Consider the following 16,401-nt stretch of genomic DNA (forward strand, 5'->3'; position numbering starts at 1 on the left):
GCCGAGCACGATAAAACCCGTCCCCATTGTAACGGCCGACCATGCGCCCGACACCGACAAGGAACGGGCCTTGTACGCGGCAAACGCGCAAAAGCCGCTGCCGAGCAAGCCGGCAAGCAGCCTCATCCACCATTCGTCGATCCATCCAACCATTGCTCATACCTCCAGGACATGCATTGCCTCATCTTTCTGCTGCATCCGGCAAGGCACTTTGTTGATCAGTTGACTCCCACACCCATAACTTCTCGCCAGCGGTCGGGGAAATTGGTGCAAATGAGCAGCTTTGGATCCAGAGAAGACAGCTTGCGAATGCTCCTTTTGTCGTTAGCCGTCCAAGCCATCGTCTGGATGCCGGCTTCCTTAAGCTGGGCCAGCCGATCCTTGTTTAACCTAGAATAACCAATCGAAAGGAAATCGCAGCCGAGCTCGCCCAGCTCATAAATAAGCGTGTTCCGCCAGGCATCCAGAATAAGGCCCGTTCTGATCGTTCTCGATAATTTCCTTACGCGGTGCAGCGTCCCTGCGTGGAAGGAGGTCAATACAACCTCTTCGGAGGCGCCATGCTTGGCGATACATTCCAGAACGGCCTCCTCGATATGCGGGTAACGAATGCCGTCCGTTTTCAGTTCAATATTCAGCTTGCAGCGTCCCTTTGTTTCGCGAAGGACTTCCTCCAACATCGGAATACTCTCGCCTTTAAATGTGGAGCTGAACCACCTGCCCGCATCCAGCGATGCGAGCTCGGCTGCCGTCCAGCTTCGAACGTCTCCGCGGCCGTTCGTCGTACGGCGAAGCGTATAATCATGAATAACAACAGGAACAGAGTCCTTGGATAATTGCACGTCAATCTCCATCCATTCGACATCCGGCGCTTCCAGCGCCATCCGTATAGCGGACATGGTGTTCTCCGGCGCGCGGCCCGACCAGCCCCGATGCGCGACGCACGGATTGCGCATGTAACATCTTCCTCTCCCAGCAGCTTAGCCGCTCTTTGTGTCTATTCGTGATGCGTCACGACGGACTTCCTGCTCGCTCTGTCTGCTCCTGAAGCATCCCAGCTAACTACTTGCTCACTCTGTCTTCTCCTGATGCATCCCCACGGACATACAGCCCTCTACTTCCAGCAGCATGCCGACCTCTATCTCTATTGCGCTACAAGCCGTCCATCCTGCTCCAGCCTCGCGCCAAAGGAGATAGAGGTCAGTCGGTCAAGCAGCGTTGCAGCGGCATCGCCCTCCAACGGAGTCGGCTGGCCTTGGATAACGATCATGGGGTTGAATTTCAGCTCGCAATCGCCTTTCTTGTTGCAGGAGGCGTCCAGAATGCCCGTCTCTGCTCCCGTTCCCTTCGGATACGCAGAAAAAATAAAGTTTCCTAAACTGTATGCAATCCATTTGCCTTTATACATCTCAAATCCCTGCAGCACATGCGGATGGGCTCCGATGACAAGATCGGCTCCCGCATCGATATACGTTCTGGCGTTGCTCTTTTGGTAATCGACCGGCTTGTCAGCGAGGTCCTCGCCCCAGTGCGCCATAACAACGACAAGATCCGCGTTCTCCTCGGCGTGCTTAATAGCCGCGACGGCACGCGTCGTATCATAAGTCTCCGCTATGCCTGGCGTATGGCGGTCTGCCTTGAGCTCCGTGTAAGGGATAACGCGGCTTAGTCCGACGAATGCGACTCGAAGACCTTTGGCCTCCACATAATGCGGCTCGAAAGCTTCCTTGTCGTTACTGCCCGTACCCATATAACCCAAATCGGCTTCTTTCAAATAACGGATCGTATCCAGCATGCCTTCCGCGCCTTGATCCATCGCGTGGTTGTTCGCAAGGCTTAATACGTCGAAGCCTGCGTCCTTGATGGAGGGCAGCACCTCGGGATGCCCTTTGTATACGTAAGGCGTACCCTCGATCGGCGTTCCTCCCAGCGTGATCGGAAGCTCCAGGTTGCCTGCCGTAATATCCGGCTCGCTTAAGTAAAGCAGCGCGTTGCGGTACGGATAATCAAAGCCATGCTGTTTCATGAGCGGGTATAAATATTCTCCCGGCAGCATATCCCCGACAAATGACATCGTTACGGCTTCGCCATCCGACACTGCGTTGCCGTCGCCTTCACCGGAAGCAGGCAGCGTGGTTGCGGCCGGCGCATCCGTCTCGGCCTGCTGCGGAGCCGTGGCATCAGGCTGATCAACGTTTTTCCCCTCTTCGCCTTTTGCCCCGGAATTGTCCGAATTCGGTGCTCCTTCATTGCCGGCGCCATCGACAACACCCTCGGCCCCGCCCTTGTTTGTATCGGCAATCCAGTCAGGCAACAATCCTTTATCTCCGAGAAACTCGTTTCCGCCACCGAAGAGCATCCAGCCTCCCATGCCGCCAATTAATCCGCCGCCAACGATCAATGTCGCTATAAGAGATCTACGTTGCCGTTTCCTTCTTGTATCTTTCATTTTCCTGCGAGATTCGGATCTAGACAATGGCATAGGTTTTCTCCTTCGCAACGAATAAGAATAGATGCGCCATCATATCCGTTTTCCTTCATTATACAATCTATTCTCTCGTATGCGAAACAGAATTCTATCATTTTGGCAGGGACAAGCAGCTTCAACCAAGTATATGCTTGGCCGCTTCCTTGCCTTGGCGGATGCAATCCGGCAAACCGACGCCGTCGAATGCAGCGCCTGTCACCCAGATGCCGGGCGCCTTCTCGCTCAGGCGATGACGAAGATCGTTCATACGCTCAACATGGCCTACCGGGTATTGCGGCATGGATTGATTTAATCTCGTAATCTCAGTGAATAACGGCTCCGCCGCTATCCCCATCGTTTCCCGGATATCCCTTCTTACGGCGGCGATCAGCTCGTCATCCGGAAGCTTGACGCTCTCCTGATCCTCCGAGTGCCCCACATAACAGCGCAGCAGCACTTTGTCCTTCGGACTCGAGTGCAGCCACTTGCTTGACGTCCAGGTGCAGGCCGTAATGTGCAGCCCCTCCGAACGAGGCACTACGAACCCCGAGCCGTCGAAATCAAGTCCGAACGTCTCCTTGTCGAACGCCATGACGACATTGGCGACGGATACGTACCGTACGCCGCGCAGCTCGCCGACCTCCGCGAGGTTCTCCAGCAGATCTGCAGCCGCATAGGCCGGAGTCGTCACTACGATCCGGTCGGCAGACAGCGTCTCACCGCTGGCCAACACGACATCATAGCGGTCATCCCGCTTCTCGATGCGCTCCGTCAAAACGCCGGAACGCAGCTCCACGCCGCCTCTTTTCAGTGCATTTACCAACGCTTCTACCAGCGTGCTCAGTCCGCGCTTAAACGTCAGAAACGTACCTCCCTTTGCGGTCGCCGTCGTTGCTGCCGCCGTCGCTTTGCGATTGCTCTGCATGCCGCGAATAAGGCTGCCGTGCTTCCGCTCCGATTCCGCGAACTGCGGAAACGTGGCCTTCAGGCTCAGCTTCTTGAGGTCGCCCGCATAGATGCCCGCCAGCAACGGCTCCGCGATCCGGCGCATAACCTCCGTGCCGACGCGGCGCTCCATGAAACCGCCGAGCGATTCATCGCCGTTCGCCGGCCTCGCGGGCAGCACCAGATCCATCAGCGCGCGCAGCTTGCCTCCCCATGACAGCAATCCCGTCTTCGCGAACGGCATAATTTCCGTAGGTACGCCCAGAACTAATCCAGGAGGCATGGGGTACAGCTTCTTGCGGAACAAAATATACGTTTTTTTGGCCGCCGGGTTCGTCGCCGTCAGCTCGCCCTCCAGCCCAAGCTCCTTCGCCAGATCGATGATGGCTTGCTTGCGGGCCAGGAATGAATCCGGTCCCTTTTCGATGACGAAGCCGTCCCGTTGCAGCGTATTTATTTTCCCGCCGAAGGCCGGGGCTCCTTCCACTACCGTAATGGCGATCTCCCTGCCTTGCCGCTCCGCTTCCCGCTGCAAATAAAAAGCGGAGCTCAGTCCGCTGATCCCCCCGCCAATAATGACAATTCGATCAATCGTATCTGTACTCCGCATCTCTATTTCATCCTTTCAATTATACCTTTAACGCCGCGACAACCGACTCCGCGAGCGTCTCCATGTAGAGTGGATCCTTGTTTAGCATGGCGATTCGCTCCAGCGTCATGCCAAGCTTGGCCGCTTCCGCTTTGGCTTCGATGTCCAGATCGTACAGCACCTCCAGATGATCCGATACGAATCCGACCGGCGCCACCAGTATCGCCTTTACACCTTCTTCGCCAAGGGCCGCCATCGTCTCCAGAATATCCGGACCCAGCCATGGCTCTCTCGTCCGGCCCGCGCTTTGCCACGTGAATTGCCAATCCTTCACCTCTGCAGCTTCCGCTACCGCCGCCGATGTTTCCATCAGCTGCTTCTCGTATGGATCGCCAAGCTCGCGAATTTTCTCCGGCAAACTATGGGCGCTAAACAATACGCGCACCGGCGCCTCGCCGCCGCTGGATACGGATAGTTTCTTCAATCCGTTCTTTACGCGATCGGTAAACGCGGAGATCAGCTTGGGATGCAGGTGATAGCTTTCAACGGTTGCCAACTCTATGCCAAGCTCGTCCGCCTTGGCTTGCGCCCGTTTCATATAGCTGCCAATACTCATCGTCGAATAGTGCGGGGCAAGCACGATGGCTACTGCCTGCTTGATGCCGTCCTTGGCCATCGCTTCCACGCCATCCTCGATGTACGGACGCGCGTGCTTAAGCCCTTGGTAGCAGACATATTGCCCTGGAGCCATCGTCTCGAGCTTGTCCTGCAAACCCGCTACCTGGCTGTTCGTATTTTCACGGAGCGGGAATACGCCGCCTACGATCGCTTCGTAACGATCTGTCAGCTCCGCGAGCTGCTCAGGCGTTGGCGCATGTCCGCGTCTAATATGGGTATAGTAAGCTTCCACATCGTCCATCGATTCCGGCGTTCCGTAAGACATCACGAGCACGCCGATCTTGTTGCCGTTATCCGACATTGCCTGACCCCTCCTTGTTTCTCTCAGCGATCGCCCTCTCGGAATACGTATGGATAAATCCCGTCAATTCGGCCAGCTTCTCCAGAGAGGCCTCAGGGAACAGACCATGTCCCAGGTTAAAAATAAAACCAGGCTCCGAGATGCCCTGATCGATAATTTCCGCCGCATATGATTCGATGACGGACATAGGGGCCGTCAAAATAGTCGGGTCGAGGTTGCCTTGCACCGCTGTGCGGCCCGCCAGCCTGCGTCTTCCTTCTTCGATGGATACACGCCAGTCCAGTCCAATGACGTCTGCCTGCACGCTGTGAAGCTCCGGCAGCAGCTCGCCCGAGCTGACGCCTGGGAAATAAATTTTCGGCTGCGGAAGATCCGACAGTTCCGCGAAGATCCGCTCGATTGTCGGCAGAACAAACTTGCGGAAATCCGCCGGAGACAGCGCTCCTACCCAGCTGTCGAACAGCTGGAACGCCTTGCCGCCGTTCGCGATATGCGCCCGCAAATAGGCGATGACCATGTCTCCAAGCTTCTGCATCAGCTCGTGCCATACGGCTGGTTCGCTGTACATCAGCTCTTTGGTTCGCAGATAATTCTTCGACGGTCTTCCTTCGATTAAGTAGCTCGCAATCGTAAACGGCGCTCCCGCAAACGTGATAAGCGGAACTTCAAGCTCCTTGTCCAGAATCCGAATCGTCTCCAGCACATGCCCGAGATCGCCTTCCACGTCGATAGGCGTAAGCCTTGCCACATCCGCAGCCGAACGGATGGGATTATGGATGACCGGACCGACGTTGGCCACGATGTCGAAATCGATGCCGATCGACGCCACGGGATTCATAATATCGGAATACAGAATGGCCGCATCCACGCCCAGCTTGCGGATCGGCATCATTGTCACTTCCGCCGCCAATTCCGGCTGTTTGCATATTTCGAGAAGCGAATATTTTTCTTTGATTTTGCGATAATCCGGATCGTACCGTCCCGCCTGCCTCATGTACCATACTGGCACTCGGTCAACTTGTTCCTTCCGGCTCGCCCGTATGAAACGGTCGTTATAAGACATTCCCGTTCCCCATTTCTATGTAATTTCATCTGCTTTCCATTATGCCCTTTTTCCCAAACCCTAACAACCGCCGTAACATCTCTTCCTATGACAATAGTATGACAATCGGGCCCGCCGCTGCATGAAGATTGCGTGAGAAAACAATTGAAGAGCGCAGAGCGCTAGAGAACGTCGTCTCCCTTGCACACCTGCGCTCCGCTTTCTTCCGTTGCTCAACCTTACAATTTATTTCATGTACGTCCTCAAAGCAGCGTAAGTTCCACCTGTTCCCCGGAACGATCGATTCGGTAGATTCCTGTTTTCATATCGACTCCATAATGTTTGTCAAACAACCTTTTCCCTTCGGAATCGCTCTCTACGACAACGAGATAATCGTAACCGCTAAGAAGATTGTCCATGTTATCTTCATAGAAACAACAGATCCCGTCTACATTCGGGGCATATAAAAAATACTTCCCTACATATTGCATGTAGTAATTCGTTATTTGCTGATCCGTGTCCGATGCGTACATCAGATATTTACCGCTATCCTCTTGGCCGCTTTCATACCACCTGTCGCCGGCCACCGTTTTTATTTTGTGCGGAAGCGTAGATTCGTAGCTTTTTGCAATGGAGAGGATGCCATTGTATTCGGACAACAGCAAGATGACGGCTATAGCCGTACAAGCCATAATTCCTTTTTGGTAATATCCTTTTGTTTTGACGCTTTTAAATGCACGATAGTCGGGCAACTCGCCAATTTTATAATGAAAGGAACGCTCCATATCCACTGTAGCGCACAACACCAGGCCGCCGACGAAGAGTACTACAATACTCGAGGCATAACGTTCAAATCCGGCCAGCCAAATCGCCTCATCGAGCGGCATGGAGTAGAGATACAACCCCAGAATCCCGGCATAATACAACAACAATACGATATTAAGGGCAATCAGCGCTTTCCACAAGTTCCATCGTTTCTTCAGCACGACAGCCGCAATCACGGAAGCAACGATAGCTATGAGTTCAAAGGCAACAATCCCCATCGCCGGTCTTGTCATCAGATCGGTGCTGGATCTTAGAAATAGTGAAATAATGTCCTGCATTTGCTCCGGGGTTTTTCCCGTCTCCGTATTCTGCAGACCAGAGGAAGCAACGTCGAATTTATTTTTCACCCCCTGGAAAACGGTCGCCATACGCCAATTCCATCCGAAATACGGAAGCAAGGACCCGCAGATCAGTCCGGCTAAGGCAATCGCGTTTTTCCAGACAGGTTTATTCCAATGAGTCAGCCATGTATAGATTAGGAAGATCAACCCGACTGCCGCAAAAATAATGCCGGTGCTTTTCGTGACCGTCAGTAGTCCTGCAAGCGGTAGCACGACCAAACATGCCCGCTTCAGGTTATTTCGATACTGATAAACAATCGCGAATATGGCTAGCGTATAAACCGGGAGCAAGAAGTCCACCAACAGATTGGTGATGCGAATCGTAATATTGAAGAAGGACAGCACGGAAAGGCCTAACCCTAAAAAAGCATACAGGAGAAAACGTCTCTTCTCGGAAATAATGCCAAACATGGCATAGAAACAGGAAAAAACAAGCAGTCCTTGCGCTAATAACATTACCGATTGGGCATGTCCCGCAAAACGGCACACATAATAGAGAAAAGACGAGATGCCAAGCGGATAGTTTTTGAAATCAATGAGATCCGATGCCGGCGTCGGAAAGGCATCCGTACTTAACATCACCTTCAAGACTATCGCCCAGTGGGAGAAATTATCGTAATGCGTCAATTGGTTCTGGAAGAGCACCAGCAAAAAAACAAGGCTCCCTGCCAAAAAGGAAAACTGGAATATGGACAAGGAAAACCGAATTGAATCCGCTCGTCGCGACCAGACAAATACACTCAAAGCAAACGCAAGCACACCTAGAATCATAACGGCAAGGCTGACCGCAAAGAGCTGCCCTGCCAACCCGCCAACAAAAACAACGCAGGCAATCGATGAAAACACGAATACAGGGATAAACTCCCATCGCATTGAAAGTGTTTTTCGAACAAACAGCATGTAACCCAGAAAGGAGGATACCAGAAGGGCTCCCATTAAAATCTGAAGCGTGATCAGCATTTCTATCTCTCCTAATCCTCAGTTGCACTCTCGGATTGCGATTGCATCAAATCATCAAGCATCTGATCGATAAGACCTCGCTCCGCAAGATCGTCAATATTGACGACCGAGAGAAGCATATCGTCACGTCGGGATCTCGTTTTCCGCGTATGCTGCAGGATGACTTCAATATTGCTTTTTGTATAAAAAGTAACCAGCCCCCCGGTCGTCGTATCGCCCTGGAAGTCGGTGGCGGAAAAAAACAGGAAATTAAAGCTGCGCAGCGTACAACGATCTCCATTGGTAAAAACGACTGGACACTGAATCGGAATTCTCGGCATATTCCTCTGATTCGAGAACGGCTGGATCACGCGTCTTTGCACATTACGAACCATATCGTCATAAGCCGTATCCCAGAGATTTAACTGCTCCGGCAAGGAGTGTTTCCGGTCATAAATGATTTGCATGAATTGGCGCTTGTCCATCTCGGAGAGCGGCTGAACTTTTACCGAATAGCGCCAGCCCTCCCCGTCCTTCTTCACGTTGACGATGACTGCATTCAGATTCGCCTCATACCGCTCGGTCTTCACGTTCAGAGAAATCGTAGACTCCGGTGGCAAATAAATGGGTTGGGAAACGTACAGGGCAATACCATGTTCCGATACATCTACGGTCCGGGCCTCATAACGCAGATTATTCTCTTTGTATTGGATGACTACATCCTCTTGCGCCCGAATACGCTCCGTCTCCCGATAAGCGCGGCGCCCGATCATAAAGAACAGAGCATAACATAAAGCGATCATATTATAAACCAACCAGAAAACGATGATACTGCTGTAAAATAGCGCAAGGCCATACTTGCCATGCACATACCGAAGGAGCGCCGCAACCGACAACAAAAGAAGGAAGAGATGCGGAAGGGCATACAACAGGGAGGTCATCCATTGTCGATCGGCGGCCTTTTTTTTGTTTGTCACCTTGAACTTCCTTTCATGGATGTGCAAGGTTTCAAGTAATACAGGTACAATCAGATACGGCATAAAAATCGTATCGATGACTTGACTCCAACGCTGATTGCGAATATTGCTGGATAGATAACGCATCGACATGCTGTAGCAGAAATAGGACGGGAGCCAAAAAATCAAAATTTGCCAGAAGCTCACATTTACGATTTGGAAGTCGAACAGCGCGAATAAAATGGGAGCCATAATAAAAATCAACCGATTAAAAAAGGACCACCAGTACAAGAAGCTGCTCAAATAGGTAATTCTCGTCCAGAAGGCAAGCTTCCTGGAGAAGATGGCACGGGTATTCTGCAAACTTTGAAGAATGCCTCTCGCCCAGCGGATACGCTGCTTAATCATGCTCTGAATCGTTGTCGTGGTCAGCCCTGCGGCCTGAACCTCCTGAGTCGCATACGTAATATATCCTGCTTGCTGCAAACGGATACTCGTCTCAAAATCCTCGGTGATCGTCTTTAGAGGGAAACCGCCGATCTCCTCCATGGCCTTCCGGGATATGACCGTGTTGCTCCCTGTATAGGCAACTGCATTGGAGGCGTTGCGCAAAATATTAACCTCTCTCGAGAAAAAATCCTGCTCGTTCGGAATGCCCTGTTCCGCATAGAGGTTGAATTGAAATAAATCCGGATTGTAGAAACTTTGGGGAGTTTGAACCAGCCCTAATTTCAACCTGCGTCTCCCCGATTTAGACTTGTCGCTCCGTTTCTTCTCCGTGCGAAGGAGCCATTGCCTATTGTCTTCAGTCAACTCGGGGACCAGGAAATACGGAACGGTCTTCATTAGAAAAGTATGTTGCGGAATCATATCCGCATCAAAAGTAGCAATGAGCGGAGAGGAGGTTTTGCTCAGCGCATGATTCAAATTGCCGGATTTTGCTTCCGTGTTTTCAGGAAATCCAAGATATCCGACTCCAAATTGTCTGGCAAGCTCCTCGACCTCGGGTCGTCCTCCGTCGTCGCATAAATAAATATGAACCTTTTGCTTGTCCGGATAGTCCATAAAAGTACACGCGTTGACGGTTTTGTACAACAGATCGACCGGTTCATTATGCGTAGCAATGAACACATCTACATCCGGATAATGCTCGGGCGCAATGTTCGGGAAGTCTAGCTGTGTATGTTTTTTTTGCATCTTCTGAAGAAATAATTCGAAGGTAGTCAGCACCGTTACCGTCTCAGCTGCAATCAGCAGGATGCCGAAAACCATATTCCAGAAACCCTGATCCCATGGCAACGTAAAAATCATGCGCCATAACAAATAGATGGACATCAGAATCATCGTGGCGACGAACAGAATATTTTGCCGTTTTTCATTTTGCACTACGAACGCTGCCTCCTCGCTGCAAATACCCATCGCCGCTGCATCTGAAAGCTGAGCAGGAACAACATGGCATCACAGATGAGTTTAGCTATTTTTTCACTCATTAAGAACAACGTATGAAAGAAATATACACCGGTACTGGAAATCAATATGACGAACGCGCATAACGTCAAATAGCGCCATAAACTTCCGCGGCTATCCTCTTGGCGGAATACAAAATGTTTATTTAGCAAGTAGTTGACCAGGATGGAGAAAACTCTTGCGATCGTCGTCGCCAATAAAATCCGTATATAGTCCTGCTCCCCAAGCACGGGTTTTAATAAATCAAGCAACAGCCACGCTAATCCTAAATCGACTACGGAGCCGGCAAGCGAAGAGGAAATAAATCGCACAAAACTGGAGACCAAAACCCTCATCACCCGGGCACTGTCGCGGAGCGGTTTAAAATGAGTCCCCGCGTTCCTGTTCTCGTAAATGACTTGAATCGGGAGAGTATGAATCGGTACGCCGGATTGGACACAGGAAATGAGCATTTGCAGCTCGTATTCAAATCGAGAGCCGTTAACCCCTTGCATAAATGCAAGCAACTGCGGGCCAAAGGCACGAAGCCCTGTCTGGGTATCCGTGAGCCGTTTGCCGTAAAGCATGGCAAACATAACGGAGGTAACCCGATTGCCCAGCAAAGACTTGGGCGGTATTCCTCCCTCGCTAAAGTTCCTTACCCCGAGAATGAGCGCTTCAGGACGGAGCAACGCTTCTTCTGCGATCCGATATACATCTTCTGCAGCGTGTTGTCCGTCGGAATCCGCAGTGACAACGCAGGCTATCTCGTGGAAGTGCCGTTCAATATAATGAAAGCCGGTCTTAAGCGCAGAACCCTTCCCCTGATTTTCCATATGACGAAGCAGAATGCATCCTTTCTCGCTAAGCTCACGGAAAATCCACTGAAATTCCTCGCCAGAACCGTCGTCCAAAATAACAATATTGTTAAGGCCGTATTCTCGTAATTGCTGTACATAGAGCAACAGCCTCTCATCTGGCTCAAGCGACGGAATAAGGATAATTGTTTCGCCTTTTTGTTCCCCCAAGGTCATCTTATTAAACCTCAATTCGATATACTCTGACAAAATCTATGATGAAATACGGTGTGTAGTATATAGTAAACGAATTACTAGTACCTGAAACGTTGATGTGATGCGTATGCGCATTAGCCGCGCACCCTTGCAATCGCCAGCCCGTCATAGCCGGGAAGTATCGTGCTCTCCAGCCTGACGTCCCTCGCGATTTTTTCATTGAACGACCTCACCGCCTGAACCGCCGGCCCTTGCTTGGCTGCATCCGTCGTGCGTCCCCGCAGCAAAATGTTGTCGGCTACGATGAGCGCTCCGGGCAGCGCGAGCTCCAACGCATAGTCAAGATAGATGGGATATCCTTCTTTGTCCGCATCGATAAAGAAGAAGTCGAATTTACGGCCTTGCTCCTTGAGCCTCGCCAAACTTTCTTTTGCATCGCCAACGATATACTCCGCGATACCGTCATAACCGGCTTCTGCCAAATGGCGAGCTGCCACATCGGCATACGGCTGCAGCAGCTCAAGAGACACCAGCGAACCCCCGCCTTCCTTCCCTTCCATTCCGCGTGCCAGGCAGATGCCGCTGTAGCCGCCAAGCGCTCCGATCTCCAGCACCTTCTCGGCTCCGCTCATCCGCACGAGAAGCGTCAGCAGTCGGCCATAACCCTCCGCGATCGAGATCGAAGGCATCCCTTCGGCCGCAATGCCCTCCTTCACCCGCGTTAGCACGGCATCCGTCTCATAGAGACCGTCGACGTATTGTTCGATGTCCGACATTCTGCACTCTCCTCTATTTTCGATTTGTAAAATTGTCGCAATTTGTCCTATACTTAATTGTACGTTTTTATAGGATTCGTGACAAGAAACGGCGATGGCCACCATGCTGTAAGGCCACCCGTTCGATATCAATTCGGAAATGAGTGTTCATTCATGAGCAAATTGCAATTAATCGCCACCGCACCCATGGGACTCGAAGCTGTCGTCGCCCGCGAGCTGAAGGAGCTGGGTTACGAGGATACGCACACCGAAAACGGTCGCGTAAACTTCACCGGCGGACCCGAGGATATCCCTCGCGCCAATCTGTGGCTGCGCTCCGCCGGCCGCGTGCTGATCAATATGGGCCGCTTCAAGGCGACGACCTTCGACGAGCTGTTCGAAGGTACGAAGGCGCTGGACTGGTCCTCCTGGATTACGGCCGATGGAGAATTCCCCGTCAACGGGAGGTCCCAGAAGTCTCAGTTAACAAGCGTCCCTGCCGTGCAAGGCGTCGTAAAAAAAGCCGTCGTCGAGTCGCTTAAAGGCAGGTACGGATCGGAGTGGTTCCCCGAGGACGGACCGAAATACGAGATCGAAATTACATTGTTGAACGACGAAGCGCTTCTCACGCTGGATACATCCGGCTCGGGCCTTCACAGACGGGGCTATCGCCTGGCGTCGACGGAAGCGCCGATTCGCGAGACGATGGCGGCCGCGCTAGTCCAGCTTAGCCGCTGGCGCCCCGAGAGACCGCTGTACGATCCCTTCTGCGGATCCGGCACCTTCCTCGTCGAAGCCGCCATGATCGGCTGGAATATCGCGCCGGGACTCCGCCGCAGCTTCGTCAGCGAAAAATGGCCGCAATTGACGGAAGAGATGTGGAGTAACGCTCGAGACGAAGCATACGATGCCGTACGCGATGACGTGCCGCTGCAGATCTTCGGCTCCGACATCGACCCTTATGCAATCGAGATCGCCGAAGCTGCAGTGAAACGCGCGGGCTTCGCCAAGGACATCAAGCTGAGCGTCACGCCCGTCTCCAAGGCGAAGCCGCCAGGCGACTATGGCGTTATACTGACGAATCCGCCCTACGGCGAACGATTGGGCGACGATGCGCAAGCGGAAGCCGCCCTTCGCCAGTTCGGTCTGACATCCCTGCATTATCCGACATGGTCCATATTCGCCATCAGCCCGTCTACGCAGGTGGAGCATTATATGGGCAGGAAGGCGGACAAGAAACGCAAGCTGTTCAACGGCCGCATTCAATGCGACTTTTACTCCTTCTTCGGACCTTTGCCGCCGAGGGAGAGATGATATGATTGTCAGAAGCGGCGGCTTCGGCCGCCTCCTCGCATGGGTTCTCGGCTGGCTGGATCGCCTGGCAGTGGCCGATTTTATTTTGTTCGCCGGCGCGATGGTATGGAAGCTGTACTTCTTCTCAACGCTGCTGTCCGTGCAATATATGGATATGACCCGCACGGATGCCATCATCGAGACAGGCGCCGTTCTGCTGATCGCCTTCTGGACGCTGCTGCTCCCTACCCGGTGGCGTATCGTCGCTCTCGCAGCGTTGAACCTGCTCCTGTCCTTCCTCCTCTTCTCGGACGTCATCTATTACCGTTACTTCCAGGATCTCATTACGGTACCGGTGCTGCTGCAGCTTGGGCAGGTGGAGTCGCTTGGCGACAGCATCTCTTCGCTGCTTAGCGCCTACGACTTCTGGTTGTTCGCGGATATGTTCCTTGTATTGCCGTTCGCCGTCTTCGTCGCTTGGAGAGGGCGAGGGATACTGCGGGCGAAACAAACAACGGGACGACTCATCTGGAAGAAAGCCGCAATCCGGATCGGAGCATCGATCGTTTCCTTCGCCATTGGCTTCATGCTGTTTACCGTCAATCTCAATCATGCAACGGATACATGGGCCAAAGGACTTTTCGAGAAAAATTGGTGGAACTTGACGATCTACAACGTCACCGGCGGACTGGGCTTCCATGCTTACGATGTCTATCGTTATGCTGCTATTAATTGGTTCGGCGCGGAGACTGTTACCGCCGAACAGAAGTCCGAGACCGAGCAGTGGATCGAGGAACGCGGTCGTCTTCGGGGAGAGCTGGAGCGTGATTCTTTATTCGGCGCTTACGCCGGGAGCAATGTGCTGATGGTTCAAGTCGAAGCTTTGCAGAACTTTATGCTTGGCGCCTCCATCGGCGGTCAGCCCATTACGCCGGTCCTGAACGAACTGATGAACGACAGCGTCTTTTTCAAAAACTTCTATCACCAGACGGCGCAAGGCAGGACTTCGGATGCTGACTTCGCTACTAGCTGCTCCATGCTCCCCGTAAAGAGCGGTTCCGTCTTCATTCAATATGCATCGCATGAGTTCGATTGTTTGCCCGGCACGTTGAAGGCAAACGGCTATTCCGCGAATGTCTTTCACGCGTACCAAGGCGGATTCTGGAACCGCAACGTGATGTACAACAACATGGAGTACGATGCGTTCTACAGTCTCAAACATTACGAGCTCGACGAGAGGTTGGGCTGGTCGCTTGGCGACAAGTCGTTCTACAGGCAGTCGATGGATAAAATTTTGGAGACGAACAAGGCTTCCGGCGAATACTCGCCCTTTTATGCTTTTATGATCTCGCTTACGAGCCACCATCCGTACAAAATGCCTGAGCAGGAGCAAAAGCTGGACGTCGAGGAACTTGAAGGTACGATCATGGGCGATTATTTGCAGGCCGTGCATTATGCGGACGCCGCGCTTGGAGAGCTGATCGCCAGACTGAAGGACGAAGGGCTGTGGGAATCGACGATATTCCTTTTATACGGCGATCACGACAACTCCATCCCCGTTTGGAGCTTATATGATCGGTTCCTCGACGATCCGTCGGATTCGTTGACTCAAGAGGTGGCGTTGAAAAGCGTACCGTTCATGGTCCATCTTCCCGATGGCGCGCATGCGGGAATCAGGGATACCATCGGCGGTCAGCTCGATACGACGCCGACCTTGCTGCATCTTCTCGGCATCTCGACGAGCCGGCAATATTTGCTCGGCATGCCGCTGCTGACGGAAACGGAAATAGCTTCGCGAATGGTCGTACAACGCGATGGATCCTGGCGGGACGATTCGTTATATTATTTCCCCCCAGAAGACGGACTTCAGAAGAACGGCCGCTGCTTCGACATTGCAAGCGGCAGTTCGTTGGAAGTATCGCGTTGCCTCGACAAGACGGCGGAGGCCGATCAAACGCTCATCATGTCCGATCGGATCGTCACGGGCGACCTCATCCCTTCTTTCCGCAAGAACGGCGTCGTTGAGGCCATCGAGATGTCCCGTTAATAAACTTGGTACAACAAACAACAAGCTGCACGCTTCCGCCGAATCTTCGGCCGAAAGTGCAGCTTGTTTGCGTTTGTTGTCCTGTCCGGTCGAGCTGGACCGTTTTATTGGTTTTCAAGCCACTGGAGCACATCGTCGATATGCTCGACCGCTACAATATTCAGGCCTGGTGCGGCAGCTTTCGCCGCTTCCTCTCCCGCACGAGGCACAAAAAATACATTCGCATCCGTTCGACTCACGGCATAAGCCTTCTGCGGAATGCCTCCAACCATGCCGACCGAGCCGTCGGCTTCGATCGTTCCCGTTCCCGCTATGCGGAGCCCTTTCGTTACGCCGCCGGGCGTCAGCTGATCGATCAGAGCCAAAGTCAGCATAGCTCCATGCGATGGACCTCCGACATGAGCCATGTAGTCGTTGTACGAGACGATCCTGGGCGTGTCAAGCTTCACCTCCGTCTGTACGGATACACCTAACACCGCCCGGTCCGGAGTATCCTCCGATGCGGCAGCCCGCACGTTAATTTCTTCCTTCGCCGCTCCTCTGCGCACCGATACCCGAACTTCGTCACCCGCCTTGACCGCCGTCTCCATCGTCGTAATTAGATCCTCTACTCGGGAAACCGGTCTGCCGTCCAGCGCGTCAATAATATCGCCCGCTTGCAAGGTGCCGTCAGCCGGGCTTCCCTTTACGATGGCCACGATGCGTACGCCGTCCGGCACGGCTCCCTCGCCGAGCCCCGCCTTTTCCATGGCTATCGCCGCCGC

12 protein-coding genes are annotated in these 16,401 nt (G+C 52.9%); 2 read left to right on the forward strand and 10 right to left on the reverse strand.

Going from position 1 to position 16,401, the window contains the following annotated elements; genetic code table 11:
- Positions 1–218 precede the first annotated feature (218 nt).
- The 9 genes from PAT3040_RS35560 to PAT3040_RS35600 all read right to left on the reverse strand — a co-directional run bounded on the left by PAT3040_RS35560 (position 219) and on the right by PAT3040_RS35600 (position 12,318).
- Complete coding sequence (locus tag PAT3040_RS35560) at positions 219–956, reverse strand: glycerophosphodiester phosphodiesterase (RefSeq protein WP_108996306.1); 738 nt, start codon at positions 954–956, stop codon at positions 219–221.
- Between the two features lie 188 nt (positions 957–1,144).
- The gene (locus tag PAT3040_RS35565) at positions 1,145–2,482 is read right to left on the reverse strand and encodes a CapA family protein (RefSeq protein ID WP_108996307.1); all 1,338 of its coding nucleotides are present in this window, start codon (positions 2,480–2,482) and stop codon (positions 1,145–1,147) included.
- A gap of 121 nt (positions 2,483–2,603) precedes the next feature.
- Positions 2,604–4,022 carry a protoporphyrinogen oxidase gene (hemY, locus tag PAT3040_RS35570; protein ID WP_108996308.1) on the reverse strand — a complete coding sequence of 473 codons (1,419 nt, stop codon included), beginning with the start codon at positions 4,020–4,022 and terminating at the stop codon, positions 2,604–2,606.
- A gap of 19 nt (positions 4,023–4,041) precedes the next feature.
- Positions 4,042–4,980, reverse strand: coding sequence for a ferrochelatase (gene hemH, locus PAT3040_RS35575; RefSeq protein WP_108996309.1), 939 nt, complete (start codon positions 4,978–4,980; stop codon positions 4,042–4,044).
- A complete protein-coding gene (gene hemE / locus PAT3040_RS35580; protein WP_108996310.1) occupies positions 4,970–6,043 on the reverse strand; it encodes a uroporphyrinogen decarboxylase in 1,074 nt (357 codons plus the stop codon). The genes hemH and hemE overlap by 11 nt, the downstream gene beginning before the upstream one ends.
- A 242-nt stretch (positions 6,044–6,285) precedes the next feature.
- Entirely contained in the window at positions 6,286–8,148 is a 1,863-nt protein-coding gene (locus PAT3040_RS35585; RefSeq protein ID WP_108996311.1) for a hypothetical protein, read from the reverse strand.
- Between the two features lie 11 nt (positions 8,149–8,159).
- Positions 8,160–10,469, reverse strand: a complete 2,310-nt coding sequence (locus PAT3040_RS35590; RefSeq protein ID WP_181377025.1) for a glycosyltransferase family 2 protein — start codon at positions 10,467–10,469, stop codon at positions 8,160–8,162.
- Entirely contained in the window at positions 10,469–11,563 is a 1,095-nt protein-coding gene (locus PAT3040_RS35595) for a bifunctional glycosyltransferase family 2/GtrA family protein (protein ID WP_108996313.1), read from the reverse strand. The genes PAT3040_RS35590 and PAT3040_RS35595 overlap by 1 nt, the downstream gene beginning before the upstream one ends.
- A 113-nt stretch (positions 11,564–11,676) precedes the next feature.
- The gene (locus PAT3040_RS35600) at positions 11,677–12,318 is read right to left on the reverse strand and encodes an O-methyltransferase (protein WP_108996314.1); all 642 of its coding nucleotides are present in this window, start codon (positions 12,316–12,318) and stop codon (positions 11,677–11,679) included.
- 153 nt (positions 12,319–12,471) lie between these two features.
- On the opposite strand from PAT3040_RS35600, the gene PAT3040_RS35605 reads away from it, so the two are divergent.
- Both PAT3040_RS35605 and PAT3040_RS35610 read left to right on the forward strand, forming a co-directional pair.
- Positions 12,472–13,611 (forward strand): THUMP domain-containing class I SAM-dependent RNA methyltransferase, encoded by a 1,140-nt coding sequence (locus PAT3040_RS35605; protein ID WP_087567230.1) that lies wholly within the window; start codon positions 12,472–12,474, stop codon positions 13,609–13,611.
- Between the two features lies 1 nt (position 13,612).
- Positions 13,613–15,637, forward strand: coding sequence for an LTA synthase family protein (locus PAT3040_RS35610; protein WP_108996315.1), 2,025 nt, complete (start codon positions 13,613–13,615; stop codon positions 15,635–15,637).
- A gap of 104 nt (positions 15,638–15,741) precedes the next feature.
- Here the strand turns inward: PAT3040_RS35610 and PAT3040_RS35615 are convergent.
- Positions 15,742–16,401 (reverse strand): PDZ domain-containing protein (locus PAT3040_RS35615; RefSeq protein ID WP_219930353.1); only part of this gene is annotated, 660 nt, incomplete at its 5' end.

The sequence above is a fragment of the Paenibacillus agaridevorans genome (genome assembly GCF_003112455.1).
Taxonomy (GTDB): Bacteria; Bacillota; Bacilli; order Paenibacillales; family Paenibacillaceae; genus Pristimantibacillus; species Pristimantibacillus agaridevorans.

What these genes read in the sequence shown, in the direction of transcription:
- PAT3040_RS35560 (WP_108996306.1), bottom strand. Translation starts at nt 956, where the DNA reads ATGCGCAATCCGTGCGTCGCGCATCGGGGCTGGTCGGGCCGCGCGCCG.
- PAT3040_RS35565 (WP_108996307.1), bottom strand. Translation starts at nt 2,482, where the DNA reads ATGCCATTGTCTAGATCCGAATCTCGCAGGAAAATGAAAGATACAAGA.
- hemY (WP_108996308.1), bottom strand. Translation starts at nt 4,022, where the DNA reads ATGCGGAGTACAGATACGATTGATCGAATTGTCATTATTGGCGGGGGG.
- hemH (WP_108996309.1), bottom strand. Translation starts at nt 4,980, where the DNA reads ATGTCGGATAACGGCAACAAGATCGGCGTGCTCGTGATGTCTTACGGA.
- hemE (WP_108996310.1), bottom strand. Translation starts at nt 6,043, where the DNA reads ATGTCTTATAACGACCGTTTCATACGGGCGAGCCGGAAGGAACAAGTT.
- PAT3040_RS35585 (WP_108996311.1), bottom strand. Translation starts at nt 8,148, where the DNA reads ATGCTGATCACGCTTCAGATTTTAATGGGAGCCCTTCTGGTATCCTCC.
- PAT3040_RS35595 (WP_108996313.1), bottom strand. Translation starts at nt 11,563, where the DNA reads ATGACCTTGGGGGAACAAAAAGGCGAAACAATTATCCTTATTCCGTCG.
- PAT3040_RS35600 (WP_108996314.1), bottom strand. Translation starts at nt 12,318, where the DNA reads ATGTCGGACATCGAACAATACGTCGACGGTCTCTATGAGACGGATGCC.
- PAT3040_RS35605 (WP_087567230.1), top strand. Translation starts at nt 12,472, where the DNA reads ATGAGCAAATTGCAATTAATCGCCACCGCACCCATGGGACTCGAAGCT.
- PAT3040_RS35610 (WP_108996315.1), top strand. Translation starts at nt 13,613, where the DNA reads ATGATTGTCAGAAGCGGCGGCTTCGGCCGCCTCCTCGCATGGGTTCTC.